General features: G+C 42.4%; 13 protein-coding genes and 1 CRISPR repeat array (1 of these 14 only partly in view). Of the genes, 4 read left to right on the forward strand and 9 right to left on the reverse strand.

Annotated features, from left to right (window positions below; translation table 11 throughout):
* Positions 1-421: a CRISPR direct-repeat array (repeat unit 28 nt; unit sequence GGATCACCCCCGTACATACGGGGAATAC); it begins 1,315 nt to the left of the window's first position.
* 29 nt (positions 422-450) lie between these two features.
* The 8 genes from cas2e to cas3 are packed head-to-tail and all read right to left on the reverse strand — an operon-like array spanning position 451 to position 9,891.
* Complete coding sequence (gene cas2e / locus ACSYSK_RS09460) at positions 451-1,353, reverse strand: type I-E CRISPR-associated endoribonuclease Cas2e (RefSeq protein WP_491714889.1); 903 nt, start codon at positions 1,351-1,353, stop codon at positions 451-453.
* Positions 1,350-2,303: a type I-E CRISPR-associated endonuclease Cas1e gene (gene cas1e, locus ACSYSK_RS09465; RefSeq protein ID WP_491714890.1), complete on the reverse strand. Its 954-nt coding sequence runs from the start codon at positions 2,301-2,303 to the stop codon at positions 1,350-1,352. Before cas1e ends, cas2e begins: the two co-directional genes overlap by 4 nt.
* A gap of 4 nt (positions 2,304-2,307) precedes the next feature.
* Complete coding sequence (gene cas6e, locus ACSYSK_RS09470) at positions 2,308-2,976, reverse strand: type I-E CRISPR-associated protein Cas6/Cse3/CasE (RefSeq protein ID WP_491714891.1); 669 nt, start codon at positions 2,974-2,976, stop codon at positions 2,308-2,310.
* A 12-nt stretch (positions 2,977-2,988) separates the two neighbouring features.
* On the reverse strand, positions 2,989-3,702 hold the full coding sequence (gene cas5e, locus ACSYSK_RS09475; RefSeq protein ID WP_491714892.1) for a type I-E CRISPR-associated protein Cas5/CasD: 714 nt from the start codon (positions 3,700-3,702) through the stop codon (positions 2,989-2,991).
* The gene (gene cas7e, locus ACSYSK_RS09480; RefSeq protein ID WP_491714893.1) at positions 3,683-4,765 is read right to left on the reverse strand and encodes a type I-E CRISPR-associated protein Cas7/Cse4/CasC; all 1,083 of its coding nucleotides are present in this window, start codon (positions 4,763-4,765) and stop codon (positions 3,683-3,685) included. Before cas7e ends, cas5e begins: the two co-directional genes overlap by 20 nt.
* The gene (gene casB / locus ACSYSK_RS09485; protein ID WP_491714894.1) at positions 4,765-5,388 is read right to left on the reverse strand and encodes a type I-E CRISPR-associated protein Cse2/CasB; all 624 of its coding nucleotides are present in this window, start codon (positions 5,386-5,388) and stop codon (positions 4,765-4,767) included. The genes cas7e and casB overlap by 1 nt, the downstream gene beginning before the upstream one ends.
* A gap of 8 nt (positions 5,389-5,396) precedes the next feature.
* On the reverse strand, positions 5,397-7,121 hold the full coding sequence (locus ACSYSK_RS09490) for a type I-E CRISPR-associated protein Cse1/CasA (protein ID WP_491715889.1): 1,725 nt from the start codon (positions 7,119-7,121) through the stop codon (positions 5,397-5,399).
* Positions 7,114-9,891, reverse strand: a complete 2,778-nt coding sequence (gene cas3, locus ACSYSK_RS09495) for a CRISPR-associated helicase Cas3' (RefSeq protein WP_491714895.1) — start codon at positions 9,889-9,891, stop codon at positions 7,114-7,116. Before cas3 ends, ACSYSK_RS09490 begins: the two co-directional genes overlap by 8 nt.
* A 242-nt stretch (positions 9,892-10,133) precedes the next feature.
* Between cas3 and ACSYSK_RS09500 the strand changes: the two genes are divergently transcribed.
* Together ACSYSK_RS09500 and ACSYSK_RS09505 are read left to right on the forward strand one after the other, a co-directional pair.
* Positions 10,134-10,682: a biotin transporter BioY gene (locus tag ACSYSK_RS09500; RefSeq protein WP_491714896.1), complete on the forward strand. Its 549-nt coding sequence runs from the start codon at positions 10,134-10,136 to the stop codon at positions 10,680-10,682.
* A 72-nt stretch (positions 10,683-10,754) separates the two neighbouring features.
* Positions 10,755-11,108, forward strand: a complete 354-nt coding sequence (locus ACSYSK_RS09505; RefSeq protein WP_491714897.1) for a DUF1516 family protein — start codon at positions 10,755-10,757, stop codon at positions 11,106-11,108.
* A gap of 284 nt (positions 11,109-11,392) precedes the next feature.
* On the opposite strand, the gene coaE is transcribed toward ACSYSK_RS09505, so the two are convergent.
* Entirely contained in the window at positions 11,393-11,989 is a 597-nt protein-coding gene (gene coaE / locus ACSYSK_RS09510) for a dephospho-CoA kinase (protein ID WP_491714898.1), read from the reverse strand.
* A 327-nt stretch (positions 11,990-12,316) separates the two neighbouring features.
* Here coaE and ACSYSK_RS09515 point away from each other — a divergent pair, with 327 nt between their 5' ends.
* Positions 12,317-13,477, forward strand: a complete 1,161-nt coding sequence (locus ACSYSK_RS09515; RefSeq protein ID WP_491714899.1) for an MDR family MFS transporter — start codon at positions 12,317-12,319, stop codon at positions 13,475-13,477.
* A gap of 152 nt (positions 13,478-13,629) precedes the next feature.
* Complete coding sequence (locus ACSYSK_RS09520) at positions 13,630-14,400, forward strand: alpha/beta hydrolase fold domain-containing protein (protein WP_491715890.1); 771 nt, start codon at positions 13,630-13,632, stop codon at positions 14,398-14,400.
* Positions 14,401-14,604: the final 204 nt, after the last annotated feature.

Raw genomic sequence — 14,604 nt, forward strand, 5'->3', positions numbered from 1 at the left:
TTATTATAACTTAATATGACCATGGTAGGATCACCCCCGTACATACGGGGAATACCACCACAACACCCGAAACGATGCCGATAATTAGGGATCACCCCCGTACATACGGGGAATACCCTACTTCTCATTTCCCGACTATCATCAAATTGGGATCACCCCCGTACATACGGGGAATACGCAAATGGCGAACGATTTAAATCAGACATCTGAGGATCACCCCCGTACATACGGGGAATACAAAAACAGTTAAGATTGCGGCAGAAATTGGTTAGGATCACCCCCGTACATACGGGGAATACATAAACATTGATTTTGGCTCTATGCTGTTTTAAGGATCACCCCCGTACATACGGGGAATACTCAACACGCATGTGGTCTTTTAGCAGGGAATCAGGATCACCCCCGTACATACGGGGAATACAGTAAAATAATCCCATCAGAACGGCTTTCCTAAAATCGTAAAACACGTTTTTTTATGAGTTGCTCTGCCAACTCATAGGTAGCTTGAGCATCTGCCAAAGCATTATGAGGCTGTTCATTTTTAACGTTATACTCTTCCAACACCGTTTTTAAGCGGTAATTATCCAAAAACTGATTATCCTTTTTAACGACTGGCATTAAATCATAGAAATGATTAGTCAAACTTGCTAACTTAGATTTCCGAAAATTTTCCGCTAAAAAGCTTTCGTCAAATTGAACATTATACCCAATCAGTGGCAAATCACTACTAAACTCTTGAAATCCATTAAGTGCGTCTTCTAAAGAAATCCCATCAGAACTCAATTGTCCTGAAGTTAGGTTTGTTAACTTTGTTATCGCCGTCGGAAGCTTCTGATCAATACTGATCAGTTGATAATACTTTTCAATAGTACCATGGTAAGATTTGACAGCACCAATCGATATTATTTTGTCTGTGGCAACATTTAACCCTGTCGTTTCAATATCAATTGCAACAAACGGAGCGGACTGCCCTTCAGACATTTGCTGCCCAGCTTCTTCATTATCAAAACGTTTTGACATTACCTTGGCTTTATGAAATTTGGCCGCATTGCTAAAACCATGTTTTATTGGCTCGTCTGTCGCAACAAGATGCATCATTAAGGGAATACCATCATAGTCCACTACTTTTCTGTCAGGTCGTGTTGTCTTAAATGTGTAACCTAGTTCGTTGTTGGTATTGTAGGCCATAGTTGCCTGACCGTTACCAATATCTCGCATAATCCGGTCCCATAATTCATCCCTGATTTTAGCAGTTACGTTACCTACATAAACACCCGTCTGAATTTCTTGGTACCACTTTGTTAGGTCACCACGCAACGAATTGGGTACTTTCGTCAAAGTAATTACAATCATATTGGCTCGTCTTCTCTAATTTCATGATATTGGACACCCATCTTTTGCAACCCCAGTTGATCGTCCCACAAATTCAATACATCGACATTTTCTTTAGCCTCAGTTTCGCCTAACAAAGATTTTAAATCTGCAACCATCCTAACTAACAGCTTACTTTTTTTAAAGGCATCACGCATCGCTATTCTCGTTTTCGAGCCAATGTCTTTATCTGCACCATATTTTGCGGTAATTTTAAACGCAATCGGAATCGAATACTCTGCTTTATAGAGATCCGCAAAATCGTACACAAATGATAGATCATGTCCCGTATGAACGAACCCCAAACCCGCAGATGCGCCTAAAGCTGATATTACGCTGTAACTCAAACCGTAAAGTGCTTGATGAGCAGCTGTGAGCGCCTTATTAATTGGTGTTCCCGCTTCAAAATCGTCCGGGTTATATTCTCGACGCGTCCAATTAACTTTTGTTTTCTTAGCCTGATCACGATAAACTCGTCGAACTCTAGCCCCTTCTTTTCCCCGAAGCTCTTGCATACTCAATTTTGAAACATCAACATTGCCAAAACGCATTTGATACATTTTGCGTGCTACTTTGATCCGTGTTTTTGAATTGGAAACAAGTCTTGCTTGAGCTTCCAGTAACGACGACGAATGATTCAATGGTCGCCCGTACGCATATTGGCGGACGCCCTGTTCGCCAGTCCAAACACATCCCATCCCGGAAGTTCCAATCAGTTCCATCGCCCGGTGTGTCACATCCACGCCCGGTCCCAGTAATAACACACTGACAACAGCGGCTGGAACATAAACCATCCCCCGGCTATCTGAAACCAATATTGCACTATCTTGACGATTCAATTTAGCATGTTCAAGATAAAGAAACGTTACCCGGTCGCGTTCGCGACCTAATTCAGGAAGTTCAGGTTTCTTAGCGCCAAATTTTTGGGACATTTTATCACCTCTCAGGGATAACCGTCATTAATCCCATTCCAAACGCTTTTTCTCGTCCTAAACCGTTGACTAATGTCTGCTTAAACAGTGTTAAATCTTGAATTTGCAGCAATCCTTCAAAGGTCACTCGGCTTAGCCGGACGCTTCGCCCGCCCTTACGATATAGCATTGGATGCTCACGGTTAACAATGTCAAACGCTAGCTCATCTCCATTTGCCACATCAGACAATTTTTGGTTAACAAGTTTAAAACCAGCCCCTTCAGCTCGTTTTATCAACCAATCCCGCTGTTGTTGGACAGTAACGTGCGGATATACGCGCCCACGTTTTTTATTACCCTGGCTAACAGTGTAGCTTGGATTGGCAGTGAGCCTAAAGTGCACCAGTTCATTATCCTGTAACTGATCCAAAAAATGATCATAGTCCTTCGTCATCGCGGTACCGGGAACACCATACCGAGATAATGCTTGCAAGTCTGGCTTTCGTTCACTTAATACTAGTAAGTATTCGTGACCAGCTATTTGGTCTAATCGCCATAGATGACGAAGTCGCTTTCCCTGTTGAATTTCTTCAGGAAAACTCTGTTCGACCCAATCGTGATAAGCGCCCAAATGAGTTAAATTCTTAATTTGTTGGCGATTACTATTCGCCTTTTCAACTCTCGATAAATACATATGGTCTCCTTTCTAAATATTATTAAAGATATCGTGCTCCGTGTTACTTGCAAATTTCACAAAATTTGTATTCGTTAATTTAATTTGTATGTTGGTAACCGCGCGAAAACTTAATTGGCGGTGCCGCTGATCAAATGAAACCACATTATCTTTTACCAACGTGCTAGTACGAATATCTTCTGGTAAAAGAGCAGCATCCGCAATCAAATCAACACTAACACACTCTTCTTTTTTTTGACGCTGATACCACGTTGCCGCTTGCCACTCAAGATTTTTTAAGGCCTGAACCGGATTTTTATCAGCAAATAGGTGTAATTTCAGCGGGCCAGCAGGAACGTTAGCACGGCGCCCCAAAAACAACTGAAATCTTGGGTGTTTTAATGCATCCGCAAGGATAGCGATCAACTCTGAGTCATCACTGCCAACAGCTACGACAAAGACTGCATCCTGTAAATAATCGCGATAAGTAATTTTACGGGTGCCTTTTTTCCATTCAACAGTTTGGAAATCAGTCAAAGTTCGTCCTGGTTGATCAACTCTAACCGCAAAATTCAGCGCATTTAACGCTGTGATTCGCTCGTCATTGCGGCGATATCCCATACCAGCAGCTAGCATCCCGATAACCGCACTCTTTGAAGGATAATCACCAGAAGTGCGGCGAGAAAATGATGCCTCATTTCCGTAAGATTGTAACGGCGAGCTTAAATTAATCGTTAGTGTCTTCATCTTGCACCGCCTTTTTCAGACCATCGGTGACACATTGCAAAAGTTCAGTAATATTAGAAACTTTGTCACCACATTTGGTATCAAATTGGCTTAAGACAACACTCAGTTGTGGCGCAGCAACAAAATCTTGGCTAGCTTCAAACTCATTTTCAAATTTTTGAATTGATTTTTTAACATAACCATCTTTTGACTTAACTGGTTCTTCAAAGGCTGAAACGAGGTTCACCGGTGTATCCGTCCGCAAATTAACCATGACGTAACTTGGAAGTGTTTTATTAGCAAAAGTATTTTGCTTACCAGTCGGCATTGTTAATAAAAATTCCTTAACAAATTTTACGGCACCAACGATCGCGCTGTCTTGATTCAAGTTATGAGCCAATTCATCAATATTAACGTTGGCGTAACGATACAGCGTGGCTGAGTTGAATTCCACAGAACCTAGCATGGCTGCTCCCGCATTATCTTTGGGCTGAAGATCATCTAAGGCTGTGAAATAATCATACTCCGGCACAATTTCATGGGTTGAGATCGCGTGTGCAACCTGAGCAGAAGCATCCACGTTCAGTTCTGGATTGTCAGCTACCATGCGCCCAAATAAAGCAAGGTCCAGCGATTGATCGCCTTTTAACACTTTCTTGAGTTCTTTTTTATCAAAATTATCATTATTGAGTGCATACTGTGCCAATTTTTCAATTTGACCGTGACTAACTAGTAAAAGCGCACCTGTCAAATTCGTCTTTTTATTCAATTTGACTCCAGCTGTCTTAAATAGCTCTGCAACTTTTGCGGTGGCATCATCATCACTTAAATTAGGATCTTGTTTGATTAACTCGTCTTTTAATAATTGGGCAGCCTCTTTGGTGCGGATCCCCACTCCTGCTGAAACTCCTTCTTCCTTAAACCCCTGCCGAACTGCACGTTTCCAACTTTGAGATGACACCCGGGCGCGAGTTACTCCACCATAAAGTGCTGTCTTGGGCGCACCGGTATCATCACGGTTAACATTTGAAGATGGAATAGTTTGGATAACATGAACATCGAGATAAAGATTATTATTCGTCATTAGTTTTTCTCTCCTTTAATTTGTACAGACTGGATGTTTGAATAGTACTGACGACCCCAAGTGAGCCGCACTTGATTAGCCGCTTCGTAACTAAATTGAAAGTAAAAAAGATCTCCTGCTAGACGAGCATAGTCAATTTGTTGGTTTCGTGAGCTAGCCTTCAAAATCGACACTAAATGTGTCAGGGAATTGGTCACACTTGCCACATTAGTAGTCGCTAACAGTGCTTTAACCCGCCGATCAAGAGCATCCTTTATCTCTTCATCTTGACGCAGTTGGGCTAAGGCCCTTAAAAATACCGTTCCTTTTGCATCGTCACCATAGGCTCTGGCATAAACACAATTTTCCACTCCTTGTTGATGAATAGCATATAGTCGAATTGCTGTAAAAGCCGCAGTTTCAGCATAAGTTGGTTCACCACTCCTGCTCAACTTAGGAGCAAAAGGAGCCGTCAAACCCTCATCGGATATTCCTGCCATAATAATCGGCCAGACTGCCTGTGCCTGCGGACTATCTAATGAAACCGCATGGCGCGCACTAGCTAACACTGCCCTATTAGGATTGCCGTGATTATCAAGTTGTTGCAACATTTGGTCAACAGCACCAATTATTGTTTTTGCCATAAATCTGATCACCCCTCTAAATGTTTTTTAACGTTGTAACGTAGGTAATTATTTGCCGTAAAGATATTGGTCTCTCGACTCTTATCTTTAGTGATCTCAATAATACCTGTTATATCCCTAGATGTGCTGGTCTGCATGAACTCCTCCGCAGAATCTAAAACGATTTGACGCAGCTCATTTTTCCACTCCAATTCCTTGGCATCACGATCATCATCATTTGATAAACCCGCCAGCCAAAGTTTAAAGGGGATATTTAACCGTTCATAAAAAATTATACTTTGCTGACTGGCAAACGAAGTATGTGAATCTAAACGACGAATGCGACCAATAGTATCTGCAAAATACCAGAAGTCCTTTCCAATCTGTTGCGTGGTGGCAATGATATTTTCAATCCGCAACGGCCACCGTTGTGCACCCTCAGTGTCAAACAAAACATTTGCTTTGATCGTTAAATCATCAGTCACTTCAGCGATTGGTGCCTGCGATGTCGCATTTCCATCACTAATTAACACTGCAGTAACTAAATTCAAAAGACGATTTTCGGCAATTAATCCCTTGCTTTTAAGATCATGTAACCAAGTAACTAGTCCCGGTTCCATACTGGTCACTTTTTCTTCTGTGCTCTCAACGTTGACGTACTGACCAAAATTACGCCACATGGCAATCCCGAGCGAACGCATACTTTTGACTGCAGGTTTAAGGTCATCAACACCACCTTGCTTATCGTGCTTCCAAGTCGACATTGGCTCAACTTTAAAGGCATTTTCGTTGCTATACATTGGTAAACCGGCGCTAAAAATAGTCGGCTGGTCATCTTCGTCCCATTCGATGTGTAATAGACGCGCCCAAGCCGTATAAAGACTTGATACATCATTTGGTAAAATCATCTTTTTGCGCTTAGTAACATAATCTTGAATGCTTTCATATTCCCACACGGGCTTTTGTTGAACGTAAGTATCTTTGGATTCTCGATCGAATAAAATAAGGTTTAACATTAACGTTTCAAAAAGTGTCTGTCCCTTAGCGGCAACTGGATTTAGCTTGTACAGCCAACCAGCAGGTGTCGAAAATTTTTCATTCGTTTCGATCTTGGTTTTGTCTGTAACACCAGCGAAGTTTTGGTATGTGATCAACCAGCGAGTGAGCTCAGCTAAAGTAATACGGTTTTTTTCACCCTCGGATTTAGGCGTAAAAAGTGCTGGGGTATGATTACTTTCCGAAATCAGTCGGTTCATTTGCTTAATTGAAACCGTCCCAGACCCCGTCGCAACTTTTTTATTCGGCGGAACAAATGAATCATACTCATCCCTAGTTACCTGATAAAAAGGGTGTTGTCCGAATAAGTCAAAACGATTTTGGTGCTTATTCAGATACGAAACGACGATCTCAGAAAACTGTCCCTGCTGAAAAAGTTGCTGCCAGGTATCTTGTAAATCATGTTGTTCGTAGTCATCATCATCAACCGCTTCAGTTATTTCTAGCGTGTTATTATCAATTTCAAGCCAGTCATAGGCCTTACCATCCACAGCAAAGCGCGAATAAACGGTCGTTAAAATTGCTAGTAAAAACCGCAGTATTGCTAAATCTTGTGAGCGCATTTCTCCCGCAAGCTGACGATAATTTGGTGCTTCCTGAAAAAGTTCAGTTAACGAAGTCAGCTTTTCTTGATTAGTATCCTTCACAATGACTTTAATCCAAGGATCAGTAACCAAATTAAAAGATCGTTTACTCATTTTCATCCTCCTTCTTATAACTCAAGCCAAATGTTGTTGAATAATGCAGCTGCCAATTATCGAGTTGAGCATTATTCTCGTCATCTAAAGGAAGCGCTAAAGCTCCGCGCAACCAGCCACTATCTTGCCAATCACGGAAATATTTACTAGTGCGTGTTTCCAATTCAGTGATGATCTGATCGATTTTGTAACTAGGCGTCACCGCGAGAGGCAAGCGAATCACTTGTTGCGCTATTTTGACCGCTGAAACCTCCTTGACATTTTGACCATCCAACAAAAAATCACCAGTAGCGGTGTGTTTGAGTAAGATCACCTCTAACGTTTCTTGAATATCACGCACGGCAGCGTTTGCCCTTTGTTCGTCCACATCAACGCGTTTTTGACCACGACTTAACCACCCGTGGATAGTCGCTTCATCGTCTGTCGGCGACACCAGCAAATTAGGATCAGCAATCTGAAAAACTCGGGCCTTCTTCTCTTCTTTTTCCAGGTCCGTTACAAATTTCTCCCGTGCGTCGTCAATACCAACTACCAACTCATCTGTTTTTGAATCATAAACTTCCTGCACCAGTTGAGAAATATCGGTCGGTAATTGAATTGTTTTACCCAAAAAATGATCTGTCTTCAGTAATAAATATTTTTCGTAGATTGCTTCATTGGCATCGCCATAATCGCCATCCCCGTTAATTCCCATCACATAAAGTTGTGGCTGCTGAAGTGCACTTGGGCGCTCAATTTGATGACGATGAAGCCGACCAGCACGCTGCAAAATCAGATCCATAGGTGCTATATCCGTATACAGCACATCAAAGTCAATATCTAAGGATTGCTCCAAAACTTGCGTCCCGATCACGATCATTTTGTCGGGTCGTTGCGCGTGCTTGCCAATAGCAGCTTCCAGTTTTTGTTCCCTTGCAACTCGATCTGGTGCCAAAAAAGCAGAGTGGAGTACCATGAGTGGCACATCCTGTGGTACGAGTTGGGCAAGCTCCTGCGCCCGTTTGACAGTGTTCACAATCATTCCAGCGATACCGCCATCCTGAATTTTTTGCAAGACTGACTGAATAAGCTCGCTGTCATCTGCCTGAATTCTCGTCACTTGTATAGAGAGTGGTTTTTGATCACTTTGGCCAGGAAAAGCTGTAATTTGTTTAATTTCTTGACCGTCAAAAATACTTAACAGTGGATATGCTTGATTATCCTGCCAGTTAGCGGGAGCGATGACCCTTTTTTTGAACTTTTTCCCATACTTACCCCGGTAGTATGCTTTTAATAGCTCATTACGCTTTTTTTTAGGCAGTGTCGCAGACAAAATTATAATTGGAACGTGGTAAGCACCTAACCATTCAATTGCCTTATACATATATTGGCTCATAAAAGCATCATAGGCGTGGACTTCATCAAGGATGATGACCTTATCACTTAACCCCAGATGTTTCAAAAACAGATGTTTTTGCTTCAAGCCTAAAAGCAAGAAATTATCAATGGTTCCGACTATAAATTTGTTTAGAATTGATTTTTTACCTGCAAACCAACCATTAACAACAACTGCTCCCACATCATCAATATTGGAGGCATTCGGTATTGCTTGATAATCCTCATTAAATTCCGCCTTACCATGCATTAACTTGATGGCCAAATTTTCCCCCTGTGTTTTTGCAAGCTGGCCTAGCCACTGTTCCACCCTTTCAAACATTGCATTACTGGTAGCTTGTGTGGGTAACCCCATAAAGATGCCATCGCGACCCGTTTTATAAGCTAATTGCTCCGCTGCGACTAAAGCAATTTCTGTTTTACCCAAACCCATCGGCGCTTCGATAATCACCATTCCCGGATCAGTTGTTTTAGCAATAGCTTCCGTTATGGTTTTTTGCACCGAACGAGCAGCAAAGCCCCAACGTTTCCGATAAGGATCCTCTTCAATGCTTACCGGTGTAGGTACCCATTCGCCGTTCTGCTGCCAAGCCAAAATTGCGTTTTGAAAACGAGTTTTCATGTCAATATCAGACCAAGTCTGATCCATATCGATCAAGGAAAACAGTGGTGTTTGTGCAGGATCATTTAACGATTCACTAGAAGCAAGCCAATCCGCCATAATCAACAATCCCTCCAACAAGACCGCCTCGGGTTGATTGATATTTGGAATTTCACCGACTTCATCGTAACCTGAACTATTCAGTCCAAACTCGAACAGCTCCGTCTGGACTTTTTCCCAGTTTTGCTTAATTTTGCGGTCGACTTCATTTTTAGCCACGTCTACTTGATAATAATTAGCCGTATAGGTGTCAATTTGTTGTGTTTGTGGTGAATCCTCGGGACGTCCATGATGTCCACCTATTATTGCCGCCACCGATTTGGGAACACACCAAAGTTCCAGTAACGCTTCACCAGCACGCGCATGTGGTGATTTACTTGGTGATGATAAGCTAAGATCGTCTAATCCCGTAAAGCCATGGCGAATTAGAGCTTCTGTCAGTTCCTTATCAAGAGCAAAATCACCATCAAAAGACCGCTTAATCTGAAACGCAGGTGTAGCCTTACCAATATCGTGGGTAAAGCCAATAAATTTGACCAACTTTTGTACTTCGGCCTCAGAAAATCGTTGCGTTAACATTTGTCGTTGACCTGAACTTAACCAATGATTAAAAAGCCAGTTGATCGTATTTCGGGTATCAACAAGATGTGTAATTAGCGGTAGCCAGTAATGCCTACCATCCTCAGACCGTTTTTTAGCCCAAAGACTTGTCGCTCGCTTCGTTAAAGCAACCAAAACTACCACACTCCTTTATTTTCGATACCGGTAGCTACGAAACCAATTGTTATGTATATTAAAAAATGCTTGCCCTTATAATAATTCAAAAACGTTTTCAAGTATAGAACTATTTTTTACCTTCTTGCGTGCCTCCGTGAAAAAATACAAAAATATCACATAATTGCTTTCACATTGCAAACATGTTACGTTATTATTGTTAACTAATATAAAATTAAGAGTTAACTATTGAGGAGGAGAGCATGAAAATCAGAGATCTAACTTATATCGCCTTAATGACTGCGGTAATTATCGTACTCGGCTTTTTCCCGGGAATTCCCATTGGCATTTCCCCCGTACCGATCGTCTTACAGAACCTCGGAATTATGTTAGCCGCCTTATTATTGGGAACTAAGCGCGGGACTAGCGCCGTCTTTTTATTTCTACTCCTTGCCTTTTTGGGATTACCAGTCCTGTCGGGAGGCAGAGGAGGCCCAGCGGCATTCGTTGGTCCCACTGCCGGCTACCTGTTTGGCTGGCTACTAACCCCACTGACAGTCAACTGTTCGTTAAGATTATGCCAAGCAAATAAAAAGTGGTGGCTCCAATTGCCGCTTTTTTTCCTAGCTAGTACGATCACCACCGACCTGCTGGGATCGTTGTGGCTGATGTTGCAAAGTCGGCTGGCATTAATACCAGCACTACTCTCTAATATTCCATTTTTACCCGGCGATATCTTAAAAATTGGGCTGGCATTCGTAGTCGCTAAGATGCTGACGAGTCAAAAATTCAGCCTGAATCCCTTGTTTTGATCCAAGATTAGAATTCCACCTTAAACTTTGTTAGAATGTTGGTGATAAACTTTAAAAAGTGAGGTAAGACATATGTTATGGCCGTGGATGCACTTAATTTTTGCAGTAATTTTGCTACTTGCAGTAATTTTAGGACTGCTAGGACCGCGCAAGCTGACAAATCTGTGGGCGCTGTGTGCTCGGGTTTGTTATTTAGTCTTGATCATCAGCGGAATTTTAATGCTGAGCTATGCTTGGCACGAGCACCCGGTATTACTGATCGTTAAAATCATCGTTGCCATTCTAGCAATTGGCGTGATCGAAATGGCATTTGCCAAGAAAAATAAACAAAAATTTACGCTCAACACTTTATGGTTACCACTAGTGATGAGCATCGTCGTGATCGTGCTCGGATTCTGGCTAACAGGAGGGTTCCCGGTATTCTAACAAGCGGTGAAAATGGCGGTCAGTCGCCGAGGATTAACCTAGCTAAGAGGTAAAGCTTGAACTTAACTTGGCTTTTTAGCGTAGTCAATATCAGCTAGAACGCAATTAGGCCAGCCGCTTAATTGCTATAATAATAGGGGCTGGAACAAAACAAAAGTTTGTTTTGCTTCAGCCCCTAATTTGGTCTCCGTAAGTAATTCGTGTTCGATCGTACTCCTAAAAACAGTAGTTCGCACCTAACCTAGTGCTCGAAACCTCCTTTTGCTCCCAACTCCTATTTATCTTTAATCCAAAATATTTTCCAAAATTTTTTCGACCTGTTGGTACGTTTGCCGCAACTCACCGTTATTTGCTACAACAAAATCTGCCAACTCGCGTCTTTTAGCCGGAGCCATCTGACTGTCGATCCGCGCTCGCGCTTCCTTTGCCGTATAACCATTGCGTTTGATCAGTCGCCGCAATTGTATTTCCCGGGAAATATCTACCACCATTACCCCATCACAATACTGCTCACAGTGGCTTTCAAATAATAACGGAATCATCAACACGACTAAATCAACTTCCTTATCCTGAGCTCGTTTAGCCTGAGCCAACATTTCCTTTTTGATCAGCGGATGTAAGAGTTTGTTTAACAGTTGGCGCTGCTTTTCGTCGTTAAAAATTTGCTGCCCGAGCCGTTTACGATCAAGCGTTCCTTGTGCCGTGATCATTTGCGCACCAAACGCGTCCCTTACCGCGGCTAGTCCCGGCGAGCCGGGTTCCACCACTTGGCGAGCAATTTCATCCGCGTCGATCACGACCGCCCCTTGCTCGTACAAATAATTACTGATCGTACTTTTACCGCTGGCGATCCCACCAGTCAACCCTAAAGTATAAGTCATGCTGATCCCTTCTTAAACCTTATTAATTTTATTATACCGCAACATTCTTAAAAATATTCACCCAATTATTTTGGTAACAGCTGCCATATTTAGCTGCTTTCATTACGCTCGTGAACCAAATTTACGTTCATCATTACGGCGAACTTTTATGAGATCGCACTCGATATGGGCAGCGGATCTTAACGGGAATTTTTTATTTTGGAAAAAGAAGTGAATAACCGGAAACAAAACCCTTGATATTTCCGTAAGGTAAGTTAATTGTGTTAACATAGTTACACTGTTAAATTTTATTACTTCTACTTAATTTCAAAAGAAAGGAATATTTTAGTGAAACAGAGTAACATGTCAGCCAATTGGCTCTTCTTCGGGTCTCTTTTGACCAATACCGGGACCAGTTTTATCTGGCCGCTTACCACTATTTACCTGCACGAATACCTGCACAGATCGTTGATCGTTGCCGGCGTAGTCTTGCTTGCTAATTCACTATGCGTTGTTTTAGGCAATACCGTTGGTGGTTACCTTTACGACCGGTGGTCCCATTTTTACACGATCCTCGCCGGCAGTTTGCTAGTGATCTGCGCCAGCAGTTTTTTGATTTTCCACCACGGCTGGCCCAGCTTTCCTTTGGGACTGGTCTTTTTAGGATTCGGCAACGGCCTTAACTTGACCTCGATCAATTCGTTTGCGACTGAAGTCCGGCAAAAAAATATCAGTTACGTTTATAACATGTTGTATTTTATGAATAACCTAGGGATGGTGATCGGGACTTTGATCGTCGGCTACATCCTGCCTTACGGGATCCGCCACGTTTTCGAGATCTCTACTAGCTTATTTATCCTCTTTGGAGTGATCGTCGTCTGCTTTTTTCGCAATCATGAAAGCAATCATCAACGCCAGCAAATCCAAAAAGCCCGCCACGTTGCTTCTAATCAGGTAAAAAAGCTAACCGCCCTGCTGTTATTGCTGATCGTGACCTGGATCTTTTACGAGCAATGGCAAAGTAACATCGCCACTTACATGGTGGAAAATCACCTCAGTATTAGAAACTACAGTTCGGTCTGGACGTTAAATGGGATCCTGATCGTTTTGATCCAGCCATTAATGACACACTATGATGATTGGTTGTTAGCCCACTTACACCAACGTTTGTACGTCGGGTTTAGTCTGATCGGCTGTTCGTTTTTGATCTTACTAGTAGCGGGATCGCATTATAGTTTATTCTTGTTAGCCATGACCATCCTGACGATCGGTGAAATTTTATTTAGCCCTGCAACTTCTACTTTCGTCGATCAAATCAGTCCTGACGCTCAAAAAGGACGGTTCCAAGGGGCACTGGCCAGTTCGAGTTCTATCGGACGGGCACTCGGGCCGCTGGTAGGCGCCGTGGTGATCAATTACGCCTCTTATTCGTTGTTATTTATCCTAGCAACACTGTGCATTTGGCTAATGACCGTTATTTTTGCAGTTACGCTCAAGAAAAACGCGTGACGTCACTTTTCTTTAATGCTATCATTTTGATGAATGATATTTAGCCTTTTTATCAGTTAAATCACTAAAATTTGAAATCTTTTTCTCATTTTCTCCCAAATAATGCTAAAATTGAGTTGGTGTTTTTACTAAATCTAACTTGGAGGCATAGTATAGTGGAAATCAAAAATGATGTTATTTATGACCAGGCTAACGCATTAACGACAGATATTTATCTGCCCGACAACGCTACTGCTAATGGCAAAGTGTTAATCTTCTGGCACGGCGGCGGCTGGATTCGCGGTGACAAGGCCGGCGTTGCCAAATACGGTGAAGCTTTTGCTAACGGTGGCTTTACCACGTTGATCCCTAATTACCGTTTAGCACCTAAAGACGCTTTCCCCGCAGCTCACGATGACGCCGTTACCTTCGTCAAGTGGCTGTTAGCTTCGGATTACGCCGATAATAGTGGCGCCAATGTGACCCAAATCGGCGCCAGCAGCGGTGGCGTGATGGCACTTTACATCGCCGGGAAATTTGGCTTTTCAACAGTTACTTGGTCCGCACCGGTCAGCTTTTCCGACTGGATGAAAGACCATGCGGACGTTAAAGCATCAGTTGACGCCAAAACCGAATTAGGCCTAAGCGATGCTAAAGCGATCAACAATTCTTTCTATAAGTACTTCGGCTTAGCATATGCTGGTAGTGAAGACCAGGCAGTTCTGGCTAAATTAGACGCCAAGTCTTATGACTACGGTAAATTAAATCAGTTACTGATGGTTAATTCGACCGATGAACTTTCACCGATCACTTACGTGTTAGACTTCATCAATACCCTGGCAAAGCAGGGTCATGGCGCACAATTATTGATGATTCCTGGACAAAAACATGCAATGGCTTACGCAGACGATTTCGTCGCCCGTTCGTTAGCATTTTTAAAATAAATAATTCGCTTTAACTTCAAAGCCAAAAAAGGGCTGAGACAAAACATTCTAAGATTAGTGGTAGAGAATTAACTCGACGGAGTTTTTTCTCTACCACTTTTTCTTGGTGTTAAAGTGGTGGTGAAGTTGACAAGTCGTAAAACAGATAGGCGCATAACGTCGTGGACAAAACAGGCAACTTCATCCTTGCTGATTAAAAATCTG

The sequence above is a fragment of the Ligilactobacillus sp. ESL1201 genome, from assembly GCF_058503265.1.

Bases quoted from the DNA above. Each gene is read 5' to 3' on its own strand.
- cas5e (WP_491714892.1), bottom strand. From the start codon at position 3,702: ATGAAGACACTAACGATTAATTTAAGCTCGCCGTTACAATCTTACGGA.
- cas2e (WP_491714889.1), bottom strand. From the start codon at position 1,353: ATGATTGTAATTACTTTGACGAAAGTACCCAATTCGTTGCGTGGTGAC.
- ACSYSK_RS09500 (WP_491714896.1), top strand. From the start codon at position 10,134: ATGAAAATCAGAGATCTAACTTATATCGCCTTAATGACTGCGGTAATT.
- cas7e (WP_491714893.1), bottom strand. From the start codon at position 4,765: ATGACGAATAATAATCTTTATCTCGATGTTCATGTTATCCAAACTATT.
- ACSYSK_RS09505 (WP_491714897.1), top strand. From the start codon at position 10,755: ATGTTATGGCCGTGGATGCACTTAATTTTTGCAGTAATTTTGCTACTT.
- coaE (WP_491714898.1), bottom strand. From the start codon at position 11,989: ATGACTTATACTTTAGGGTTGACTGGTGGGATCGCCAGCGGTAAAAGT.
- cas6e (WP_491714891.1), bottom strand. From the start codon at position 2,976: ATGTATTTATCGAGAGTTGAAAAGGCGAATAGTAATCGCCAACAAATT.
- ACSYSK_RS09490 (WP_491715889.1), bottom strand. From the start codon at position 7,121: ATGAGTAAACGATCTTTTAATTTGGTTACTGATCCTTGGATTAAAGTC.
- cas1e (WP_491714890.1), bottom strand. From the start codon at position 2,303: ATGTCCCAAAAATTTGGCGCTAAGAAACCTGAACTTCCTGAATTAGGT.
- casB (WP_491714894.1), bottom strand. From the start codon at position 5,388: ATGGCAAAAACAATAATTGGTGCTGTTGACCAAATGTTGCAACAACTT.